The organism is Prescottella defluvii, assembly GCF_000738775.1.
Lineage (GTDB): Bacteria > Actinomycetota > Actinomycetes > Mycobacteriales > Mycobacteriaceae > Prescottella > Prescottella defluvii.
Genome location: NZ_JPOC01000021.1, coordinates 86,444 through 103,694, shown reverse-complemented (window position 1 = coordinate 103,694; position 17,251 = coordinate 86,444). Strand labels below are relative to the sequence as shown.

Genomic DNA, 17,251 nt, shown 5'->3' with positions numbered 1-17,251 from the left:
GGTCACACTCCAGCGGCTGCATTCTCGCGGGCCTTCTCCTCGATGTTCGCTTCGACTTCCTTGCGCCACGCGGCGACAGCCTTGGTGGTGTCCATCTCGTGCTCGAAACGCTCGACCATCTCGGGCAGCACGTTCGCGCGATCCACGTAGAACTGGTCGTACCAGCGACGCAGCTGGTAGACCGGGCCGTCCTCCTCGCAGAGGAGCGGGTTCTCGATGCGGGTCTTGTTCTTCCAGATCTCGATGTCCTGCTCGAAACCCTTGGCGATGAACGTGCCGAAGCCCTTCGCCATCTCGTCGGCGGCCTCGCCCTGGAAGCGGTCCGACTTCTTGACGATGATGCCGTACATCAACACGAACTTGTCCGGCGAAACCGGGTAGTGGCAGTTGATGAGCACCGAGTCGACGTCGTAGCCCTCGTACTGGTAGGTGAGGTCGTCGATCATGAACGACGGGCCGAAGTACGACGCGTCGGAGCGGCTGCCCAGCATCTTCGGCTGACCGGACGCGTGCGGGCGCATGTCCTCACGGGCCTGACCGCGCATGAACTGGCTCGCGACCTGTCCCTCGAAGACGTTCTTGAAGAACGTGGGGAACGAGTAGTGCACGTAGAAGAAGTGCGCCATGTCGACGATGTTGTCGACGATCTCGCGGCAGTTGGTGTCGACCTCGGTGGTGTACCAGACCCAGTCGGACCACTCGTCGCTCAGCGCGCCCTCGATCCGCGGGATGTACATGTCGGCCTCGGTCGGGGCCTTGCCCTCGGGGTCGTGCCAGACGAACAGCATGCCGTCCTGGTCGAGGGTGCTCCATGCGCGGGTCTTGGCGACCGGGGGGACACGACGGGCGTAGGGGATGTCGGTGCAGCGGCCCTTGCCGTTCCAGCGCCAGTCGTGGAACGGACACGCGACGGAGTCGCCCTTGATCTCACCCTGGCTGAGGTCGCCACCCATGTGACGGCAGTAGGCGTCGAGGATGCTCAGTTCGCCCTTGCTGTCGGCGAACACCACCAGCTTGGTGCCGAAGGCGTGGATCGAGTGCGGCTTTCCGTCCTTGAACGACTCGGACAGGCCCAGGCAGTGCCAGCCACGGGCGAAGCTCGTGGGGGCGGCGCCGGCGACGATCTCGCGGACTTCGGCTTCTTCGGACTGATTGAGGGTCACTTCGTCCGTCCTTTCAGGGAAATGCAATTCGAGTTCAGACGCGTTCGAAAGTCGAGCGCTGGCCGCGGGCCATCGGTTCCTGGCGGATGATGCACCTGTGGCATTGAGGGTCACGCTAGGTGAGACGGATCACCCGGCATCCGGGAGTCCCACTGGCCGGGACCGTCCGGGCGGGCAGTCCCGACGCCACCGGGAACCGGCCTCGTGGAGACTCCCGCGAAACAGACACGAGGAATCTCGCCCTACCATGCGGGTACCCCCTGTCCCGACATGCGACCCCACCCGGGGTCGTGGAGGAGCACCCCATGGCCCACGAGGTTCTGCAGTCGGTTCGCGAGTTACTGCCCGCCATCGCCGAGCGTGCACAAACTGTCGACGAATCGCGCCGCGTGTCCGACCAGTCGATCCGCGACCTGACGGCCGCCGGCGTCTTCCGGATGCTGCAGCCGGCACGCTACGGCGGAACCGAGTGCAACCCGGTCGAGTTCTACGAAGTGGTGCGGGCCATCTCCGGGGTGTGCGGATCGACCGGGTGGGTGACATCGGTGCTGGGGGTGCACCCGTGGCATCTGGGCCTGTTCGACGTCCGCGTCCAGGACGAGGTGTGGGGCCAGGACACCACCACGCTGGTGTCGTCGGCGTATGCGCCGGTCGGTGAGCTGATTCCGGTGGAGGGCGGATACGAGCTGTCGGGGAGCTGGCGGTTCTCGTCGGGCTGTGATCACGCGTCGTGGGCGCTCCTGGGTGCGTTGGTCGTCGGCGCCGAGGGGCGGCCGGTCGACTTCATGACCGTCGCCGTGCCGCGGACCGACTACCGGATAAAGGACGTGTGGGACGTCGTCGGCTTGCGCGGAACGGCCAGCAACGAGATCACGGTCGAGAAGGCGTTCGTGCCCGAGCATCGGACACTGCGCAACTACGAGGCCGCGCAGCTGCGGGCCCCCGGACACAAGGTCAACACCGCGCCGCTGTTCAAGCTCCCGTTCGCGGCGATCTTCACCAGTACGGTCGCCGCGCCGGTGATCGGCACCGTCGCGGGCTGCTACGAGACGTATCTTTCGGCGATGCGCGACCGTGTCCGCCTGAGTCTCGGGGGCGGTCGGTTCGCCGAGGACCAGTTCGCTCAGGTCGCCGTCGCCCGGGCCTCGTCGGAGATCGATGCGGCGATCCTGCAGATGGACCGCAACATCCGTGAGCTGCTCGAACTCGCGGAGGCGGGGGAGCCGCTGCCGATGAGCATGCGGCTGCGGGTCCGTCGCGATCAGGTCCGCGGCACCGAGCGGGCCCTCGAGGCGATCGATCTGCTGTTCAAGACGGCGGGCGGCAACTCGCTGACCCGGGGCAATCCGATCGAACGCGCGTGGCGCGACGCACACGCCGGCAGTGTGCACGTCGCCAACGATGCCGAACGTGCGCTCGCCATGTACGGCAGGGGCGCGTTCGGATTGCCGGTCGAGGACAACCTGGTCTAGCCGGAGCCGATCACGACCACGCCGTACGTGGTTGCGCACGCGTGCACGGTTGTGTCCTCCGTCGATTTCAGGTTCGATGTTGAACGCAATCGCAGGTGCCCGACCGGGGACAGCGGGATTCCCACTCAGCGGAAGCATCGACTGTTCCGCGGCAGGGTGGGAGCATTCCAGTGTGTATCGCACCTCGCGATGCGCGCATGAGCAGGTAGGGGGCCGACTGTGCCGAGAGTCGCCGAGGCGCGGGACGCGGCCGAACCGAGTTCGGCCGAGCAGCGGGCACGGTTCGCGCGCATGCTCGACGCCGCGGCGCAGTTGGGCACCGAGAAGGAACTCGAGCGCGTCCAGATGCACGAGGTCGCGAAGCTCGCCGGAGTCGCCATCGGCACCCTGTACCGCTACTTCCCGTCGAAGACGCACCTGTTCGTCGCGGTGATGGTCGATCAGATAGATCAGATGAGCGAGGGCTTCGCGCGTCGGGCGCACCCCGCCGCCACGCCGCAGGACGAGATCTTCGAGACGCTGCTGCGGGCCACCCGCGCTTTACTGCGTCAGCCGTTGCTCGCGAACGCGATGATCCAGTCGACGAGCACCGCGAAGGTGACCGCGATCCCCGATGTCGCTCGGGTGGACCGACTGTTCCGTGACGTGCTGTTCGACGCCGCCGGCCTCGACCAGGTGACGGAGAGCGATTCGGTTCTGGTCCGGGTCCTGGTGTCGGCGTGGTTCGGCATCATCCAGTCGTGCCTCAACGGGCGCGTGTCGGTCCCGGATGCCGAAGCCGACCTGCGGGTCGCGTGCCGTCTGCTGCTGGCCGAACTGTCCAATGCGCAGGTGCCTGCGGGCGGCTGACCGGAGACTCAGCTCCGTTCATTGAAATGAATTCTAGTTTCGCGGCGACCCATTCGGGCTGATCGCAGCCCGCTGTCGGCGGCGCTTCGCCCCCGTGTCCCCGCGCCTTCGGTGCGGTTCGCGCTATCTAGTTCACTGTTTGCACTGTATGTGGTGTCGGCGGTGCGCCGCGGCGACCGTGCGGCTCGTTTTCTGCGGACCCGTTGCCCTCGACGCGAAAGTAGAATACATTCCAAAAATGAACGAGTTGCAGTTCCCGATCGCGGGCGCGGTGCCTCGTCGCTACTGCACATACCTGTCGAGGAGTTGTCCATGACCAACGTCGTCATCGTCGAGGCCGCCCGCACTCCGATCGGCCGCCGCCGTGGCGCGCTGGCCGGCCTGCATCCCGCCACCCTGCTCGGCGCCGCCCAGCGCGGCGTGCTGGATCGCACCGGGATCGCACCCGAGGAGATCGGCCAGATCGTCGGCGGCGTCGTCACCCAGGCCGGTGAGCAGTCCAACAACGTCGCCCGCAACGCCTGGCTGCACGCGGGACTGCCCTACACCACCGCGGCGACCACGATCGACTGTGCGTGCGGATCGTCGCAGCAGGCCGTGCACATGGTTGCGGGGCTCATCGCGTCCGGGCAGATCGACGCCGGCATCGCGTGTGGCGTGGAGTCGATGAGCCGGGTGTTCCTCGGCCAGGCCCTCGCCCCGGGCACCGGCATCCCCTACCCGGACGACTGGACCGTGGACCTGGGCGACCAGTTCACCTCCGCCGAGCGCATCGCCGCCAACCGTGGCCTCAAGCGCGGCGACACCGACGCGTTCGGCCTCGAGTCGCAGCGCCGCGCCGCGCAGGCGTGGGCCGAGGGCCGCTTCGATCGCGAGATCGTGCCCGTCGAGGCACCGGTCGTGACCAAGGAGGGCGAGCCCACCGGCGAGATCGCCACCGTCACCCGCGACGGCGGCCTGCGTGAGACCACCGCCGATGCCCTGGCGTCGCTCAAGCCGGTCATGGAGGGCGGCATCCACACCGCCGGTTCGTCGTCGCAGATCAGCGACGGCGCCGCCGCCGTGATGCTGATGAGCGAGGACAAGGCCAAGGCGCTGGGCCTGCGCCCGCGCGCCCGGATCGTCTCCTCCGGGATGGTCGGCTCGGACCCGTTCTACCACCTCGACGGCCCGATCGACGCCACCCGCCACGTGCTTGCGAAGGCCGGAATGTCGCTGGCCGACATCGACCTCGTCGAGATCAACGAGGCCTTCGCGGCCGTCGTGCTGTCCTGGGCGCAGGTCCTCGAGGCGGACATGAGCAAGGTCAACGTCAACGGCGGCGCGATCGCGCTCGGCCACCCCGTCGGCTCCACCGGGTCCCGTCTGATCACCACCGCGCTGCACGAGCTCGAGCGTTCGGACCGCTCCACCGCACTGATCACGATGTGCGCGGGCGGTGCGCTGTCGACCGCCACCGTCATCGAGCGCATCTGACCCCGATTCCCCAGAGCTTCATCTACTTCCGAGGACTTTTCGATGACCATTGGTTTGAGTGACGAAGACCGCGAACTCCGCGATTCCGTGCGGGGTTGGGCCGCGCGCCACGCGACGCCGACCGTGATCCGGGAGGCCGTCGAGGCCAAGACCGAGACGCGTCCCGCGTACTGGGGATCGCTCGCCGAGCTCGGCATGCTGGGCCTGCACCTGCCCGAGGAGGTCGGCGGCGCCGGCTACGGCCTGGTCGAGCTCGCCATCGTCGTCGAGGAACTCGGACGCTCGATGGTGCCCGGACCGTTCCTGCCGACCGCGGTGGTCTCGGCCGTGCTGAACGAGGCCGGCCGCACCGGTGAGCTCGAGGGGCTGGCCGACGGCACCCTGTTCGGCGCGGTCGCGCTGCAGCCGGGTGGACTGAAGCTGGTCCGCGACGGCGGCAAGGTGACGCTGTCGGGCACGTCCAGCTACATCCTCGGCGGTCAGGTCGGCGACCTGTTCCTGCTGGCCGCAGACGACGCCGGCAAGCTCGCGTTCGTCGTGGTGCAGCGCGATCGCCTCGACGTCACCGAGTTGCCCAGCCACGATGTGGTCCGCCGCAACGCCGAGGTCGTCGTCGACGGTCTCGAGCTGTCCGACGGTGATGTGCTGGAACTGGATTCGCAGCGCGTCCTCGACCTTGCCGCGGCCCTGTTCTCCGCCGAAGCAGCCGGTCTCGCCGACTGGGCGACCACCACGGCGGCCGACTACGCCCGCGTGCGTCAGCAGTTCGGCCGCGTCATCGGCCAGTTCCAGGGCGTCAAGCACAAGGCCGCCCGCATGCTCAGCCTCACCGAGCAGGCACGGGTCACCGCATGGGACGCCGTCCGCGCGCTGGGCGAGGACATCTCGCCGGCCGAGGCGTCGCTGGCCGTCGCGGTGGCCGGTTCCGTCGCCCCCGAGTCCGCCTTCCAGGTCACGAAGGACTGCATCCAGGTCCTCGGTGGCATCGGGTTCACGTGGGAGCACGACGCGCACCTGTACATGCGTCGCGCACAGTCGCTGCGGATCCTGCTGGGCTCCACCTCTTCCTGGAAGCGCCGGGTCGCGAACCTCACGCTCGAGGGTGCCCGTCGTGTGCTGAGCATCGATCTGCCGGCGGAGGCGGAGCAGATCCGCGCCGACATTCGTGCCGAGCTCGAGCCCGCGAAGGCGCTCGAGGGCGCCGAGCAGAAGGCGTACCTGGCCGAGCGTGGCTACACCTCGCCGCACCTGCCGGCGCCGTGGGGCAAGAGCGCCGACGCCGTGACCCAGCTGGTCATCGCGGAAGAGCTGCGCAGCACGGAACTCGTTCCGCACGACATGATCATCGGCAACTGGGTCATCCCGACGCTGATCGCGCACGGCAACGCCGAGCAGATCGAGCGTTTCGTGCCGCAGTCGCTGCGCGGCGACATCGTGTGGTGCCAGCTGTTCTCCGAGCCCGGTGCCGGCTCCGATCTGGCGGGTCTGTCCACGAAGGCCACCAAGGTCGACGGTGGGTGGAAGCTCAACGGCCAGAAGGTGTGGACCTCGATGGCCCGCGAAGCGGACTGGGGAATCTGCCTGGCGCGCACCGACGGTGACGTCGCCAAGCACAAGGGCCTGTCCTACTTCCTGATCGACATCCGCAACAGCGGCCTCGACATCCGTCCGCTGCGCGAGATCACCGGCGAGGCACTGTTCAACGAGGTGTTCCTCGACGACGTGTTCGTGCCCGACGAGGGCCTGGTCGGCGAGCCCGGAGAAGGCTGGAAGCTGGCCCGGACCACCCTCGCCAACGAGCGCGTCTCACTGTCGCACGACTCGTCCCTCGGCTCGGGCGGCGAGGCCCTGCTCGATCTCGCGGCCGAGATTCCCGGCGGCCTCGATGCCGAACAACTGACCGTTCTGGGCAAGGTGCTGTGCGACGCGCAGTCCGGCGGTCTGATGGGGCTGCGTACGACGCTGCGCTCGCTCACCGGTGCGCAGCCCGGCGCCGAGTCCTCGATCGCCAAACTCCTCGGCGTCGAACACATCCAGCAGGTGTGGGAGGTCGCGATGGAATGGGCCGGCCCGCGCTCGCTGCTCGGCGAGCAGCATCGTCGCTCCGCCACCCAGATGTTCCTCAATTCGCAGTGCATGTCGATCGCAGGTGGTACGACCAATGTTCAGCTGAACATCATCGGCGAGCGGATCCTCGGGCTCCCGCGTGACCCCGAGCCCGGAAAGTGAGTTGCACGAACATGAATCGCACCTTCGTCGTCGGCGTCGGCATGACCAGGTTCGAGAAGATCGAATCGCGTGACTGGGAGTACCCGGACATGGTCTCCGAGGCCGTCGGTGCCGCGCTCGCCGATGCGGGGATCTCGTACGACCAGGTGCAGCGGGCCGCCGTCGGGTACGTCTTCCAGCCGTCGGCCGCCGGCCAGCGCGCGCTGTACGAGACGGGCCTGACCGGCATCCCGATCTTCAACGTCAACAACAACTGCGCCACCGGTTCGTCGGCGCTGATGATGGCGCGGGAGTGGGTGCAGGGCGGTCTCGTCGACGTCGCCCTCGCGGTGGGCTTCGAGAAGATGACCAAGACGGCGCTCTCCGGCACCGGTGAGATGCCGAAGGTCTCCACCCTCGACGACCACCTGAAGGTGATGACCGCCAAGCACGAGTGGGGCCGCGGCCCCATGACGGCGCAGTTGTTCGGCAATGCCGCGCTCGAGCACATGGAGCGCTACGGCACCACCGCCGAGCAGATCGCGTCCGTCGCGGTGAAGAACCACAAGCACTCGGTGAACAACCCGTACGCGCAGTTCCGCGACGAGTACACGCTGGCACAGGTGTTGGACGACAAGATGATCCACGCACCGCTCACCCGTTCGCAGTGCTCGCCCACCTCCGACGGCGCGGGTGCCGCGATCGTGGTCAGCGAGCGCTTCGTGCGCGAGCACGGTCTCGAGGACCAGGCCGTCGAGATCGTCGCGCAGGCGCTCACGACGGACACCGCGGAGGCGTTCGACGACCAGTCGATGATCGACGTCGTCGGTGCGCCGATGACGCGGGCCGCTGCAGCGCAGGTGTTCGGCGAGTCGGGCCTGACGATCGACGACGTCGACGTCATCGAACTGCACGACTGCTTCGCGATCAACGAGATCATCACGTACGAGGGCCTCGGCCTGTGTGAGCCGGGGGAGGGCGGCAAGCTCGTCGAGTCCGGCGCCACCACGTACGGCGGCAAGTGGGTCGTCAACCCGTCCGGCGGTCTCATCTCGAAGGGTCACCCGCTCGGCGCCACCGGCCTGGCGCAGTGCGCCGAGCTGACCTGGCAACTGCGCGGCCAGGCCGACGCCCGTCAGGTCGACGGCGCCCGCGTGGGTCTGCAGCACAACCTCGGCCTCGGTGGTGCGTGCGTCGTCACGCTGTACCGGGCCGGGACCATCTCTAAGTCTTCTACGGAGTCGTAATGCCCATCGATGTGAAGGCCGCACTGTCGGCCGAACCGACCGTGCGCGAGGCCAACTGGACCGAGCGCGACGTCCTGCTCTATCACCTGGGTCTGGGTGCGGGCGTGAACTCGCTCGACCCCGCGGAACTCGGCTGGGTCTACGAGAAGGGCCTGCGGGTCCTGCCGACGTTCGCGATGGTCGCGGGCCAGGGCGTCTCGGCCGGCACGCTGAAGCCGGCCGGCATGAACATGCCCGGCATCGACATCGACCTGCGCAAGATCCTGCACGCCGGTCAGTCGTTGACCCTGCACGCCCCGATCCCGACGTCGGGATCGGCGCTGGTGTCGTCGCGGGTCGCCGACGTGTGGGACAAGGGCAAGGCCGCGATGATCGTGCTCGAGCAGTCCGCGACGGACCTCGACGGAAACCCGTTGTGGACCACGGGAATGCAGATCTGGGCGCGCGGCGAGGGCGGGTTCGGCGGCGAGGCCGGACCGGACGCGGTGAACGCCGTCCCCGAGCGGGAGGCCGACAAGGTGCTGGTCTCGCCGACCAGCACGCAGCAGGCCCTCGTGTACCGGCTCAGCGCCGACATGAACCCGCTGCACGCCGACCCGGCGTTCGCGCAGATGGCCGGCTTCGACCGCCCCATCCTGCACGGGCTCGCGTCGTACGGCGTGGTCTGCAAGGCCGTCGTCGACGGCGTCCTCGGTGGCGACCCGACTCGGGTGCAGAACTTCTCGGTCCGGTTCGCGGGCTCGATCTACCCGGGTGAGACCATCGAGACCTCCGTCTGGCAGGACGGGGACACCCTGACCCTGCTCGCCACCTGTCCGGAGCGCGAGGGCCAGCCGGTGCTGACCCACGCCACCATGGAGGTTCGTTCGTGAAGACCGGGGACCACCCCACCACCCACACCCACCCGCACGGCACCGTCCTGACGTCGGCGCCGCAGGATGCGCCGGTGGACCGCGCGACCGCCGCGGCCCGTCGCGTGATCGACGCGATGCTGCGCACCGATCGCGGAAACGCGAACCTCGACCGCGTCGCGGAGGAGTTGAACAGCATCGCCGACCATCTCGAGGAGCACGCTCCCGAGGTGGCCGACCGGATGGTCGACATGTGGAGCGGCGAGGGCGTCACCCGGCACGACCCGATCACGGGCCCCGAGAACGCGATCGCACCGCCGCTCGTCCTCGAGGGACTCGGGGACGGTTCGGTGCAGGGCGTCGTGACGCTGAACCTGCCGTACCAGGGCCCGCCCGGGTGCGTGCACGGCGGCGTCTCCGCGCTGCTCCTCGATCACGTCCTCGGCGTCGCGAACGCGTGGGGCGGCCAGGCCGGCATGACCGCGCAACTCAACGTGCGCTACCACCGTCCGACGCCGCTGTTCGAGGAACTGACCATCACCGGCAAGCAGGAATCGGTGGAGGGCCGCAAGATCCACACGGTCGGCGACATCAAGAACGCCGCCGGCGACGTGTGCGTCTCGGTGCAGGGACTGTTCATCGACGCATCGGTCCCGCGTCCGAGGTAGTTCGCCTGTCAGCTGAAGGGTCCCTTCGTGCGCTGTGCGCGTGTGAAGGGACCCTTCAGCTCTTACATCGAGGGGAGTGCGTTGTGGGAAAGCTCGAAGGTAGGACCGCGATCGTCACCGGTGCCGGTATGGGTATCGGCCGTGGCATCGCGGGCGCGTTCGCGCGTGAGGGTGCGAACGTGCTGGTCGCGGAGATCGACGAGGTCGCGGGTGAGTCGACGGCGCGGTGGCTCCGGGAGGAGTGGGGCGTCGAGGCCGAGTTCCAGCACACCGACATCACCGACAAGGGCCAGGTGCATGCGATGGTCGACAGCGCCGTCGACCGGTTCGGCCGCCTCGACATCTTGGTGAACAATGCTTGGCGCAGTACGGGTTTCGCGCGGTTCGAGAACATGACGGACGAGCAGTTGCGTGGCGGGTTCGACATGGCCGTGATGGCCGCGTTCTGGGCGATGCAGCGCGCGCTGCCCGAGCTCGAGAAGCACGGCACCGGTCGGGTCATCAACCTGGCCAGCCTCAACGGCGTGAACGCACACATGTACTCGGTGCACTACAACGCTGCCAAGGAGGCACTGCGCAGCCTCACCCGCACCGCCGCCCGCGAGTGGGCGCCGAAGCAGGTGTGCTGCAACGTGATCTGCCCGGGCGCGCAGAGCGAGGCGTACCGTCGGGTGGCCGAGGCCAATCCGCAGATGGCGGCGTCGATGGCGTCGGCCAACCCGATGGGCCGTGTCGGAGACCCACTCGACGACATCGGGCCGGTCGCCACGTTCCTCGCGAGCGACGACTCGCGCTACGTCACCGGCAACACGCTGTTCGTCGACGGTGGCGGACACATCAACGGCGTCCAGTGGGCGCCGCAGGTGGACTGACGAAGGTCCCGTGCCGACTCCCCGCTCAGCTGAAGGGGGAGTCGGTCACGCTGCCGTAGGAGCTGCCGAAGCTGCCCGTGGAAGTGCTGCCGAGGCTGCCGGTGCTGCTGCCCAGGCCCAGGCTGCCGAGGCTACCGGTGGCCGGTTGACCGCCGACCACGATGCGAACGCTGCCGGTGGTGGTGCCGAACTGCCCGAGCAGCATCTGTATTCCGTCGGCCGGCGCGATGAAGGCGCTACCGAGCGAGCCGAAGGGGTCCGGTTCGGGCACCACCACGTCGGCGCCGGCCGTACCCGGGGTCAGAACGAACAGCGCCGCCGCTGCCGCTGCCGACACACCGACTCCCAGCGCGGGTCGCAGCCGCGACCGGCGGGTCGTCGAGTTTTTCAACATGTTTCGAGCTCCTTCCGTTGGTCTGGAGAATGAAACACGACAGGGCTCTCGCAGGGGCCGAAACGGATGGATTCGCCCCCGCCGCCCCGCCGTCCCCGCCGGGTCGTGTGGTCGGGCGGCGTGCCCGCGGTGCCGTGCCGAGAGTCCGGACCTTCCGTAGGGTCGGCGGGGATGACGTACGAAACCACTGCAATCGAACTGTCCGACAGTGCGCAGACATGGTTGGTCGAGCGGCCCATCGAGATCGCGGTCTACATCGTGGTCGCCCTCGTCCTGCGCTTCGTGTTGAACCGCCTGATCGATCGGGCCACGCGCGACAGATCCGGTGGCGAGCCTCGGCTGCTGCGGCCGCTCAAGGAGCGTCTCCCGGTGGGCACACGCGACGCCGTCGCCGCAGCGCGGCGGGCGCAACGGGCCCGCACCATCGGGTCCGTGCTGAAATCCGGGGTCTCGATCGTGACCCTCACGTGGTGTGTGTTGCAGATCCTCACGGTCTTCAGCGTCAACGTCGCGCCGCTCGTCGCGTCCGCGGGCGTGGTCGGCGTCGCGCTGGGCTTCGGCGCACAGAACCTGGTGCGCGACTTCCTCACCGGCATGTTCATGCTGCTCGAGGATCAGTACGGGGTGGGCGACATCATCGACGTCGGCGAGGCCGTCGGGACCGTGGAGACGGTGGGTCTGCGGGTCACCACGATCCGGGACCTCAACGGGACACTCTGGTACTGCCGCAACGGCGAGATCGCGCGGGTCGGCAACATGAGCCAGGGCCATGCCGTCGCGGTGATCGATCTGCCGATCGCGCACAGTGCGGCGGTGCCGCGGGCCACCGAGATCGCGCTCACCGCCGCCATCGAGGCCACCGAGGACGACGTGATCGCCGACGCGGTCCTCGAACGGCCCCAGATGCTCGGCGTCAACAGCGTGACGGCCGAGGCCGTGATGCTGCGGCTGACCGCTCGGGTCAAGCCGGGGCTGCAGTGGGCGGTGCAGCGGCACATCACGCAGGCGGTGCTCACCGCGTTCGACGAGCACGACGTCGGGGCCCCGCTCGCGATGTTGTCCGCGATGCGCGGCGGGTCCCAGGGCTGACCCTGTCCGAAACATCCAATCGCCGGGCGCCGGGGACAGCTAGCGTGGCCACCATGACTCCTCAGCTGAACGCAATCGGATTGGTGACGACGGATCTCGCGGCGTCGCTGCGGTTCTACCGTCTCCTCGGTCTCGACATCCCCGCGGACATCGAGTCGCAGCCGCACGTCGAGGTCGTCGCCGGCGGGGTCCGCCTGATGTGGGACACCGTCGAGGTCGTCGAGTCCTTCGGTGGTCCCTACACCGCGCCCACCGGTGACGCCCGGGTCTCGCTCGCGTTCGAGTGCAGCAGTCCCGCCGAGGTGGATGCGGTGTGGGCGAAGCTCGCCGCGGCCGGGCACGCCGAGGTCGAGCCGTTCGACGCCCCGTGGGGACAGCGCTACGCGACGATCACGGACCCCGACGGCAACGGCGTCGACCTGTTCGCACCGCTGCCGTCCTGACGGAGTTCGCCGAACGGGCTTCCCGTGATGCGACGGGACTCGCGGATGAGGTGGCTCTGATCCACGTAGCCACACCGGGCCGCCACGACAGCCGACGGGATGCCGCGCGCAGCCAGGCTGCGGGCGCGTGCGAGACGCAGGATGCCGGCCAGGGTCTTGGGTCCGTAGCCGAAGCTGCGATTGCCGAGGCGGTGCAGCGCGCGGGCCGACATGCCGGTGGCCTCGGCGACGGCGGCTACGGACCCTCCCGTCCCGAGCAGGTGGGCGGCGACCGTCACGACCGGGTCCGGCTCCCCGGACTCCGCCAGTCGCCCCACCGCGAAGGACTCGAATGCCGCTGCGGCCTCTAGAGGATCCGACGCGGTGAGGGCCGCGGCGCCCCGCCCGCCGACGACGTCGGCGAGCGGTACCCGCTGGTCACGCAGGTCAGTGGCCGGGACGCCCAGCAGGTGGGGGAGCAGGCCGGGCGGGAACCGGACGCCCACGCCGGGGTCCGATGACGCGGTGACGGTGAACGGCCGGGTGTCGGGCCCGGCTACCAGGACCGCGCCGTCCCGCCACACGAGATCCATGCAGCCGTCAGGCAGCACCGTTCCGTCCGGCGAACGGACCGTGTGCCAGACGGTCGCACCGGGAATCATGCGTGACGGGCGCTCGCGGTACACGGCCCCAGTACAGCACGCCGGGCCGAGCGCCTCAGCCCAGTCGGTCGCGGAGGGCGTCGAGCGGATCGGTACCGTCCCGGCGACCACGCGGTCCGTCGCTCTCCGGGAGGGTGAGACGGCCGGCGTCGGAGCGGGTCCATTCGCGAACCGCCCAGCGCTCGGCGATGCCCCACTTGCCGTCGCGGCGTTCCATGAGGTCGACGTAGCGGCAGCCGCTGGTGAAGTTGACCATGCCGATGCCCTCGCCGCCGCCCCAGTGGGCCGCCGTCGAGTAGGCCTCACTGATCGCGAAGTCGCCGTGCAGCTCGACGAGGTGGTTGCCGATGTGGTGCATGGTGCCGCCGATCGCGCGAAGCTTCGGCTCCACCCAGGCGATGAAATCGTCGATGCCACCGTCGAATCCGGTGTGGTGGTCGACAGCGCCGGGGTGGTAGGTCTCGCGGACGAGGTCGAAGTCGAGGCGGTCGATTCCGCGGCAGTAGCGCATGATCACTTCGTAGATGGCCTGCTTGTCGAGCAGTTCGGCGATCGCCGTGTCCCTGTCCACCGTCGTCATCGTGCTGCCTCCTGCGTGGTTCCGGCCGTGGACTTCAGTCCTACCGCCCACTCGATCAGCTGCGGAACCTCTTCTCCCGCTGTGCAGAACGTGGCCGGTCGGAACACTGCGACGGTTGCGCCGGCGGCATGCCAGGACAGGGCCTTGTCGGCGGTGGCGTCGAGATCGACGCTTCCGTCGTCGCGGCGTTCGGGGGCGACCGACACCTGGACGATGGGGGAGTGAGGGTCGCGACCGTGCGCCTCGAAGGTGTCACGCAGGAGGGTGACGCTGTCCGAGAACGTCTGCATGTCGGCGGGGTTCACGGTCCAGCCGTCGGCGATACGGGCAATGCGATCGAAGTTGCGCTGACTCGGGCCGAACCCGAAGATCACCGGAACTCGCTCCTGCACGGGCAGAGGCCGGGCGTGGAAGTCCTCGAAGGAGAACTCGCGGCCCTGGAAGGTGGCCGGCGCCTGGGTCCACAGCTCACGGCACGCGCGGACGGTGTCCTCCATGCGGCCGAAGCGGGCGTCGAACGGCATGTTGGTGGCCGTGTACTCGGCCTCCTGCCAGCCGACACCCATGCCGATCGCGGCCCGGCCCTCGGACAGTCGGTCGAGGGTGGCGATCTGCTTGGCCAGCAGCACCGGCGGCCGCACCGTCGCGATCAGCACCGAAACGTTGAGCAGTGCCCGCTCGGTGACGGCGGCGACCGACGACAGCAGTGACAGCGGTTCGTACCAGTCGTGTTCGATCGGGAACGGGAAGCCATGGGTGCGAACGCGTTCCGCGTGCGCATCCGCGTTGAAACCGATGTGATCGCCGGTGGAGATCATGTCGACTCCCGCGCGGTCCGCGGCGGCGGCGACGTCGAGCACCGGGCGGATCCGTCCGGCGTAGAGGTTTTCGGCGCCGAGAATGTTCAGACCGACCTGCATGGTGCTCCTGTTCCGCGGTTGCGCGTTCGGCGGTTCACCGGTCGCCGGGTACTCGGCGACCGGTGAACCGAGGGGTCTCGGGCATGAATCTCACAGCGAGCGTCGGGCGTGCTCGCTCAGGTCTCCGACCAGATCGATGCAGGTCAGCCGCTGCGTGAACCTCCACTCGCCGTCGGCGACGGCGAAGGCGTCGAAGTAGCGGCCCGACAGGATCGGCTGCAGGGGAAGCTTTTCGGTGGCCTGGAGCACCGTGAAGTACGACAGGGACGTCGCGGTGCGGCAGTCGTCGGCGACGTCGACCCGGAGATTGGTGACGACGTGCTTGGTCCGCGGCCGCGGCGGCGTGCCGTGCATCCGGATGAAGCTGCGGCACGCCTCCAGGACGCCGCCGGGATCGGAGTCACGCACCGGCCCCAGCGGCGTCCCGGCACCGTCGCACTGCCCGTACACCGCGTGTGCGAAGAGATCCGAGACCTCCTCCAGACGCGCCTCGTCGATGAGGTGCGTGTAGAGGTGGGACAGGTCGCGGATCGCATCGACGGCTACCAGGCGTTCGACGGTGCGGTCGAGCATCAGACGTTGATCTCGCGACGGATCATCTTTCCGGTTGCGTTGCGCGGCAACAGGTCCGTGGTGAGACGCCACTTCGTCGGCACCTTGAAGTACGACAGGCGCTCGGACGCGAACTCCCGCAGTTCTTCCTCGGTGACGGTCTGGCCGGGGACCACCACGACCACCGCGGACACCTCCTGGCCGAGATCGGGGTGCGGGCTGCCGATCACGGCGCACTCCTGCACCGCGGGGTGCTCGTCGAGGGTCTGCTCGATCTCGGTGGGGTAGACGTTCTCTCCACCGCGCAGGATCAGGTCCGAGCGACGTCCGGTCAGGCGCAGGCGTCCGTTCTCGACGACGCCGTAGTCGCCGGTGCGCAGCCAGCGGTCGGGGGTGATCGAGGCTGCGGTCGCGTCGGCGTCGTTCCAGTAGCCGAGCATGACGAACGGGCTGCGCACGCAGACCTCGCCTTCGTGGCCGTCCGACAGCCACTCGCCGAACGGGTCGCGGATCTCCATGCTCACCGTGATGATCGGCCGGCCCAGCGTGCCCGGGTACTCCTCGAGTTCCGCCGAGGTGGCCACGGCGATCGCGGTGCTGCACTCGGTGAGCCCGTAGCTGTCGACGAGGGCATTGCGGGCGAACGGAACCTGTTCGCGCAGACGGTCCTTGAACGCGATCGACGACGGCGCCGACGCCAGCGAGAACGACGTCAGCGACGACAGGTCGTACTTGCCGAGGTTGCCGTGCTCGAGCAGTCGGGAGGCCATCGTCGGGACGGCGCCCCAGTTCGTGACGCGCTCCCGCTCGATGAGACCGAGGATGCGGTCGACGTCGAACGAGCCCTGGTTCATGACCAGCGCGCCACCCATGGCGAGACGCGGGACCGCCAGGTTGTGCAGGCTCGCGATGTGGAACAGCGGCGAGGTGAGCAGGTCGCGCATTTCGGTGGGCACGTCGGGATCACTGGGCTTGCCCGTGAACGCCGCCATGAGCGCGCCGTTGTAGCGGTGGTAGTCGACGACCGCGAGCAGGTTGCGGTGCGAGTGCAGTGCGCCCTTGGGGCGGCCGCTGGTCCCGGAGGTGAAGAGGATGACGGACGGGTCGTCCTCGTCGATCTCGACGGTGGGACGTCCCGCGCCGGCGAACTCGGCGAACAGGCGAGGCAGGTCCTCTTCCATCGTCAGCACCGTGATGCCGGTCGTATCGACGCCGGCGAGGGCGGCGCTGCGCTTGGCGTCGGCGATCACGACCTTCGGCGTGCTGTGCTGCAGGCCGTACTCGATCTCGCGCGGCACCCACCAGCCGTTGAGGCCGACGGTGATCGCACCGAGTGCCTGCGTCGCCCAGAAGGTGGTGACCCACTCGGGGGTGTTGGCCGCGAGGATCGCGACACGGTCGCCCTTCTCGACGCCGTACCGCTCCTGCAGGGCTGCTGCCAGGGCGTATGCGTCGGCGGCATGCTGTGCGTAGGACACGCGGCGGTCCTCGGTGACGAGGTAGTCGCGGTCTCCCCACTTGACGGACTGGGCCAGCAGATCGCCCACGGCCCGGTCCCGGTTCTTCATGACCGGCATTCGGGTGCCGAGGACCTCTTCCTCGGTGATCTCGAACGGTCCGCCGGGACCGACCAGACGAGACATGACCTGGTCCAGGTGCAGTTGCGGATCTGCGGGGGCAGTCATGAGTGACCTTTCGTCCGTGTCACAGTGTCGTTCCTGTCACTTCTGCGTGTGAACGCCCAGGCACCAGGCTCGGGACATGGGATGTGACGGGTTTCTCACGGCAATTTCTCACGTCGGGAAGGTTCCGCGGGATGAGTTACC

At 68.6% G+C, this 17,251-nt stretch carries 17 protein-coding genes; 10 read left to right on the top strand and 7 right to left on the bottom strand.

Features of this window, described 5'->3' with window-relative positions; genetic code table 11:
* Positions 1-2: 2 nt before the first annotated feature.
* Complete coding sequence (locus IJ15_RS0108290; RefSeq protein ID WP_031937871.1) at positions 3-1,163, bottom strand: Rieske 2Fe-2S domain-containing protein; 1,161 nt, start codon at positions 1,161-1,163, stop codon at positions 3-5.
* Positions 1,164-1,468: 305 nt separating this feature from the next.
* Here IJ15_RS0108290 and hsaA point away from each other — a divergent pair, with 305 nt between their 5' ends.
* From hsaA to IJ15_RS0108245, 8 genes are all read left to right on the top strand, one after another.
* On the top strand, positions 1,469-2,635 hold the full coding sequence (gene hsaA, locus IJ15_RS0108285; protein WP_031937870.1) for a 3-hydroxy-9,10-secoandrosta-1,3,5(10)-triene-9,17-dione monooxygenase oxygenase subunit: 1,167 nt from the start codon (positions 1,469-1,471) through the stop codon (positions 2,633-2,635).
* Between the two features lie 219 nt (positions 2,636-2,854).
* Complete coding sequence (locus IJ15_RS0108275) at positions 2,855-3,484, top strand: TetR family transcriptional regulator (RefSeq protein ID WP_031937869.1); 630 nt, start codon at positions 2,855-2,857, stop codon at positions 3,482-3,484.
* Positions 3,485-3,796: 312 nt separating this feature from the next.
* Positions 3,797-4,960 carry a steroid 3-ketoacyl-CoA thiolase gene (locus IJ15_RS0108270; protein ID WP_031937868.1) on the top strand — a complete coding sequence of 388 codons (1,164 nt, stop codon included), beginning with the start codon at positions 3,797-3,799 and terminating at the stop codon, positions 4,958-4,960.
* A gap of 42 nt (positions 4,961-5,002) precedes the next feature.
* Entirely contained in the window at positions 5,003-7,189 is a 2,187-nt protein-coding gene (locus tag IJ15_RS0108265; RefSeq protein WP_031937867.1) for an acyl-CoA dehydrogenase, read from the top strand.
* A gap of 11 nt (positions 7,190-7,200) precedes the next feature.
* A complete protein-coding gene (locus tag IJ15_RS0108260; RefSeq protein ID WP_031937866.1) occupies positions 7,201-8,415 on the top strand; it encodes a lipid-transfer protein in 1,215 nt (404 codons plus the stop codon).
* Positions 8,415-9,287 carry a MaoC/PaaZ C-terminal domain-containing protein gene (locus IJ15_RS0108255; RefSeq protein ID WP_031937865.1) on the top strand — a complete coding sequence of 291 codons (873 nt, stop codon included), beginning with the start codon at positions 8,415-8,417 and terminating at the stop codon, positions 9,285-9,287. The genes IJ15_RS0108260 and IJ15_RS0108255 overlap by 1 nt, the downstream gene beginning before the upstream one ends.
* A complete protein-coding gene (locus IJ15_RS0108250) occupies positions 9,284-9,934 on the top strand; it encodes a PaaI family thioesterase (RefSeq protein WP_031937864.1) in 651 nt (216 codons plus the stop codon). Before IJ15_RS0108255 ends, IJ15_RS0108250 begins: the two co-directional genes overlap by 4 nt.
* 83 nt (positions 9,935-10,017) lie before the next feature.
* Complete coding sequence (locus IJ15_RS0108245; RefSeq protein WP_031937863.1) at positions 10,018-10,806, top strand: SDR family NAD(P)-dependent oxidoreductase; 789 nt, start codon at positions 10,018-10,020, stop codon at positions 10,804-10,806.
* Positions 10,807-10,831: 25 nt separating this feature from the next.
* Here the strand turns inward: IJ15_RS0108245 and IJ15_RS0108240 are convergent, their stop codons facing one another.
* A complete protein-coding gene (locus IJ15_RS0108240; RefSeq protein ID WP_031937862.1) occupies positions 10,832-11,200 on the bottom strand; it encodes a hypothetical protein in 369 nt (122 codons plus the stop codon).
* Between the two features lie 171 nt (positions 11,201-11,371).
* Here IJ15_RS0108240 and IJ15_RS0108235 point away from each other — a divergent pair, with 171 nt between their 5' ends.
* Together IJ15_RS0108235 and IJ15_RS0108230 are read left to right on the top strand one after the other, a co-directional pair.
* Entirely contained in the window at positions 11,372-12,289 is a 918-nt protein-coding gene (locus IJ15_RS0108235; RefSeq protein ID WP_031937861.1) for a mechanosensitive ion channel family protein, read from the top strand.
* 53 nt (positions 12,290-12,342) lie between these two features.
* Positions 12,343-12,732 (top strand): VOC family protein, encoded by a 390-nt coding sequence (locus IJ15_RS0108230; RefSeq protein WP_031937860.1) that lies wholly within the window; start codon positions 12,343-12,345, stop codon positions 12,730-12,732.
* Here the strand turns inward: IJ15_RS0108230 and IJ15_RS0108225 are convergent.
* The 5 genes from IJ15_RS0108225 to IJ15_RS0108205 form a co-directional block, all read right to left on the bottom strand.
* Complete coding sequence (locus IJ15_RS0108225) at positions 12,669-13,397, bottom strand: helix-turn-helix domain-containing protein (protein WP_031937859.1); 729 nt, start codon at positions 13,395-13,397, stop codon at positions 12,669-12,671. The two genes, IJ15_RS0108230 and IJ15_RS0108225, sit on opposite strands and share 64 nt — an antisense overlap.
* Before the next feature lie 31 nt (positions 13,398-13,428).
* Entirely contained in the window at positions 13,429-13,953 is a 525-nt protein-coding gene (locus IJ15_RS0108220) for a nuclear transport factor 2 family protein (protein WP_031937858.1), read from the bottom strand.
* Entirely contained in the window at positions 13,950-14,873 is a 924-nt protein-coding gene (locus IJ15_RS0108215) for a TIGR03619 family F420-dependent LLM class oxidoreductase (protein ID WP_031937857.1), read from the bottom strand. The genes IJ15_RS0108220 and IJ15_RS0108215 overlap by 4 nt, the downstream gene beginning before the upstream one ends.
* 90 nt (positions 14,874-14,963) lie before the next feature.
* Positions 14,964-15,446: a nuclear transport factor 2 family protein gene (locus IJ15_RS0108210; protein WP_031937856.1), complete on the bottom strand. Its 483-nt coding sequence runs from the start codon at positions 15,444-15,446 to the stop codon at positions 14,964-14,966.
* A complete protein-coding gene (locus IJ15_RS0108205) occupies positions 15,446-17,110 on the bottom strand; it encodes a class I adenylate-forming enzyme family protein (protein WP_031937855.1) in 1,665 nt (554 codons plus the stop codon). The genes IJ15_RS0108210 and IJ15_RS0108205 overlap by 1 nt, the downstream gene beginning before the upstream one ends.
* Positions 17,111-17,251: the final 141 nt, after the last annotated feature.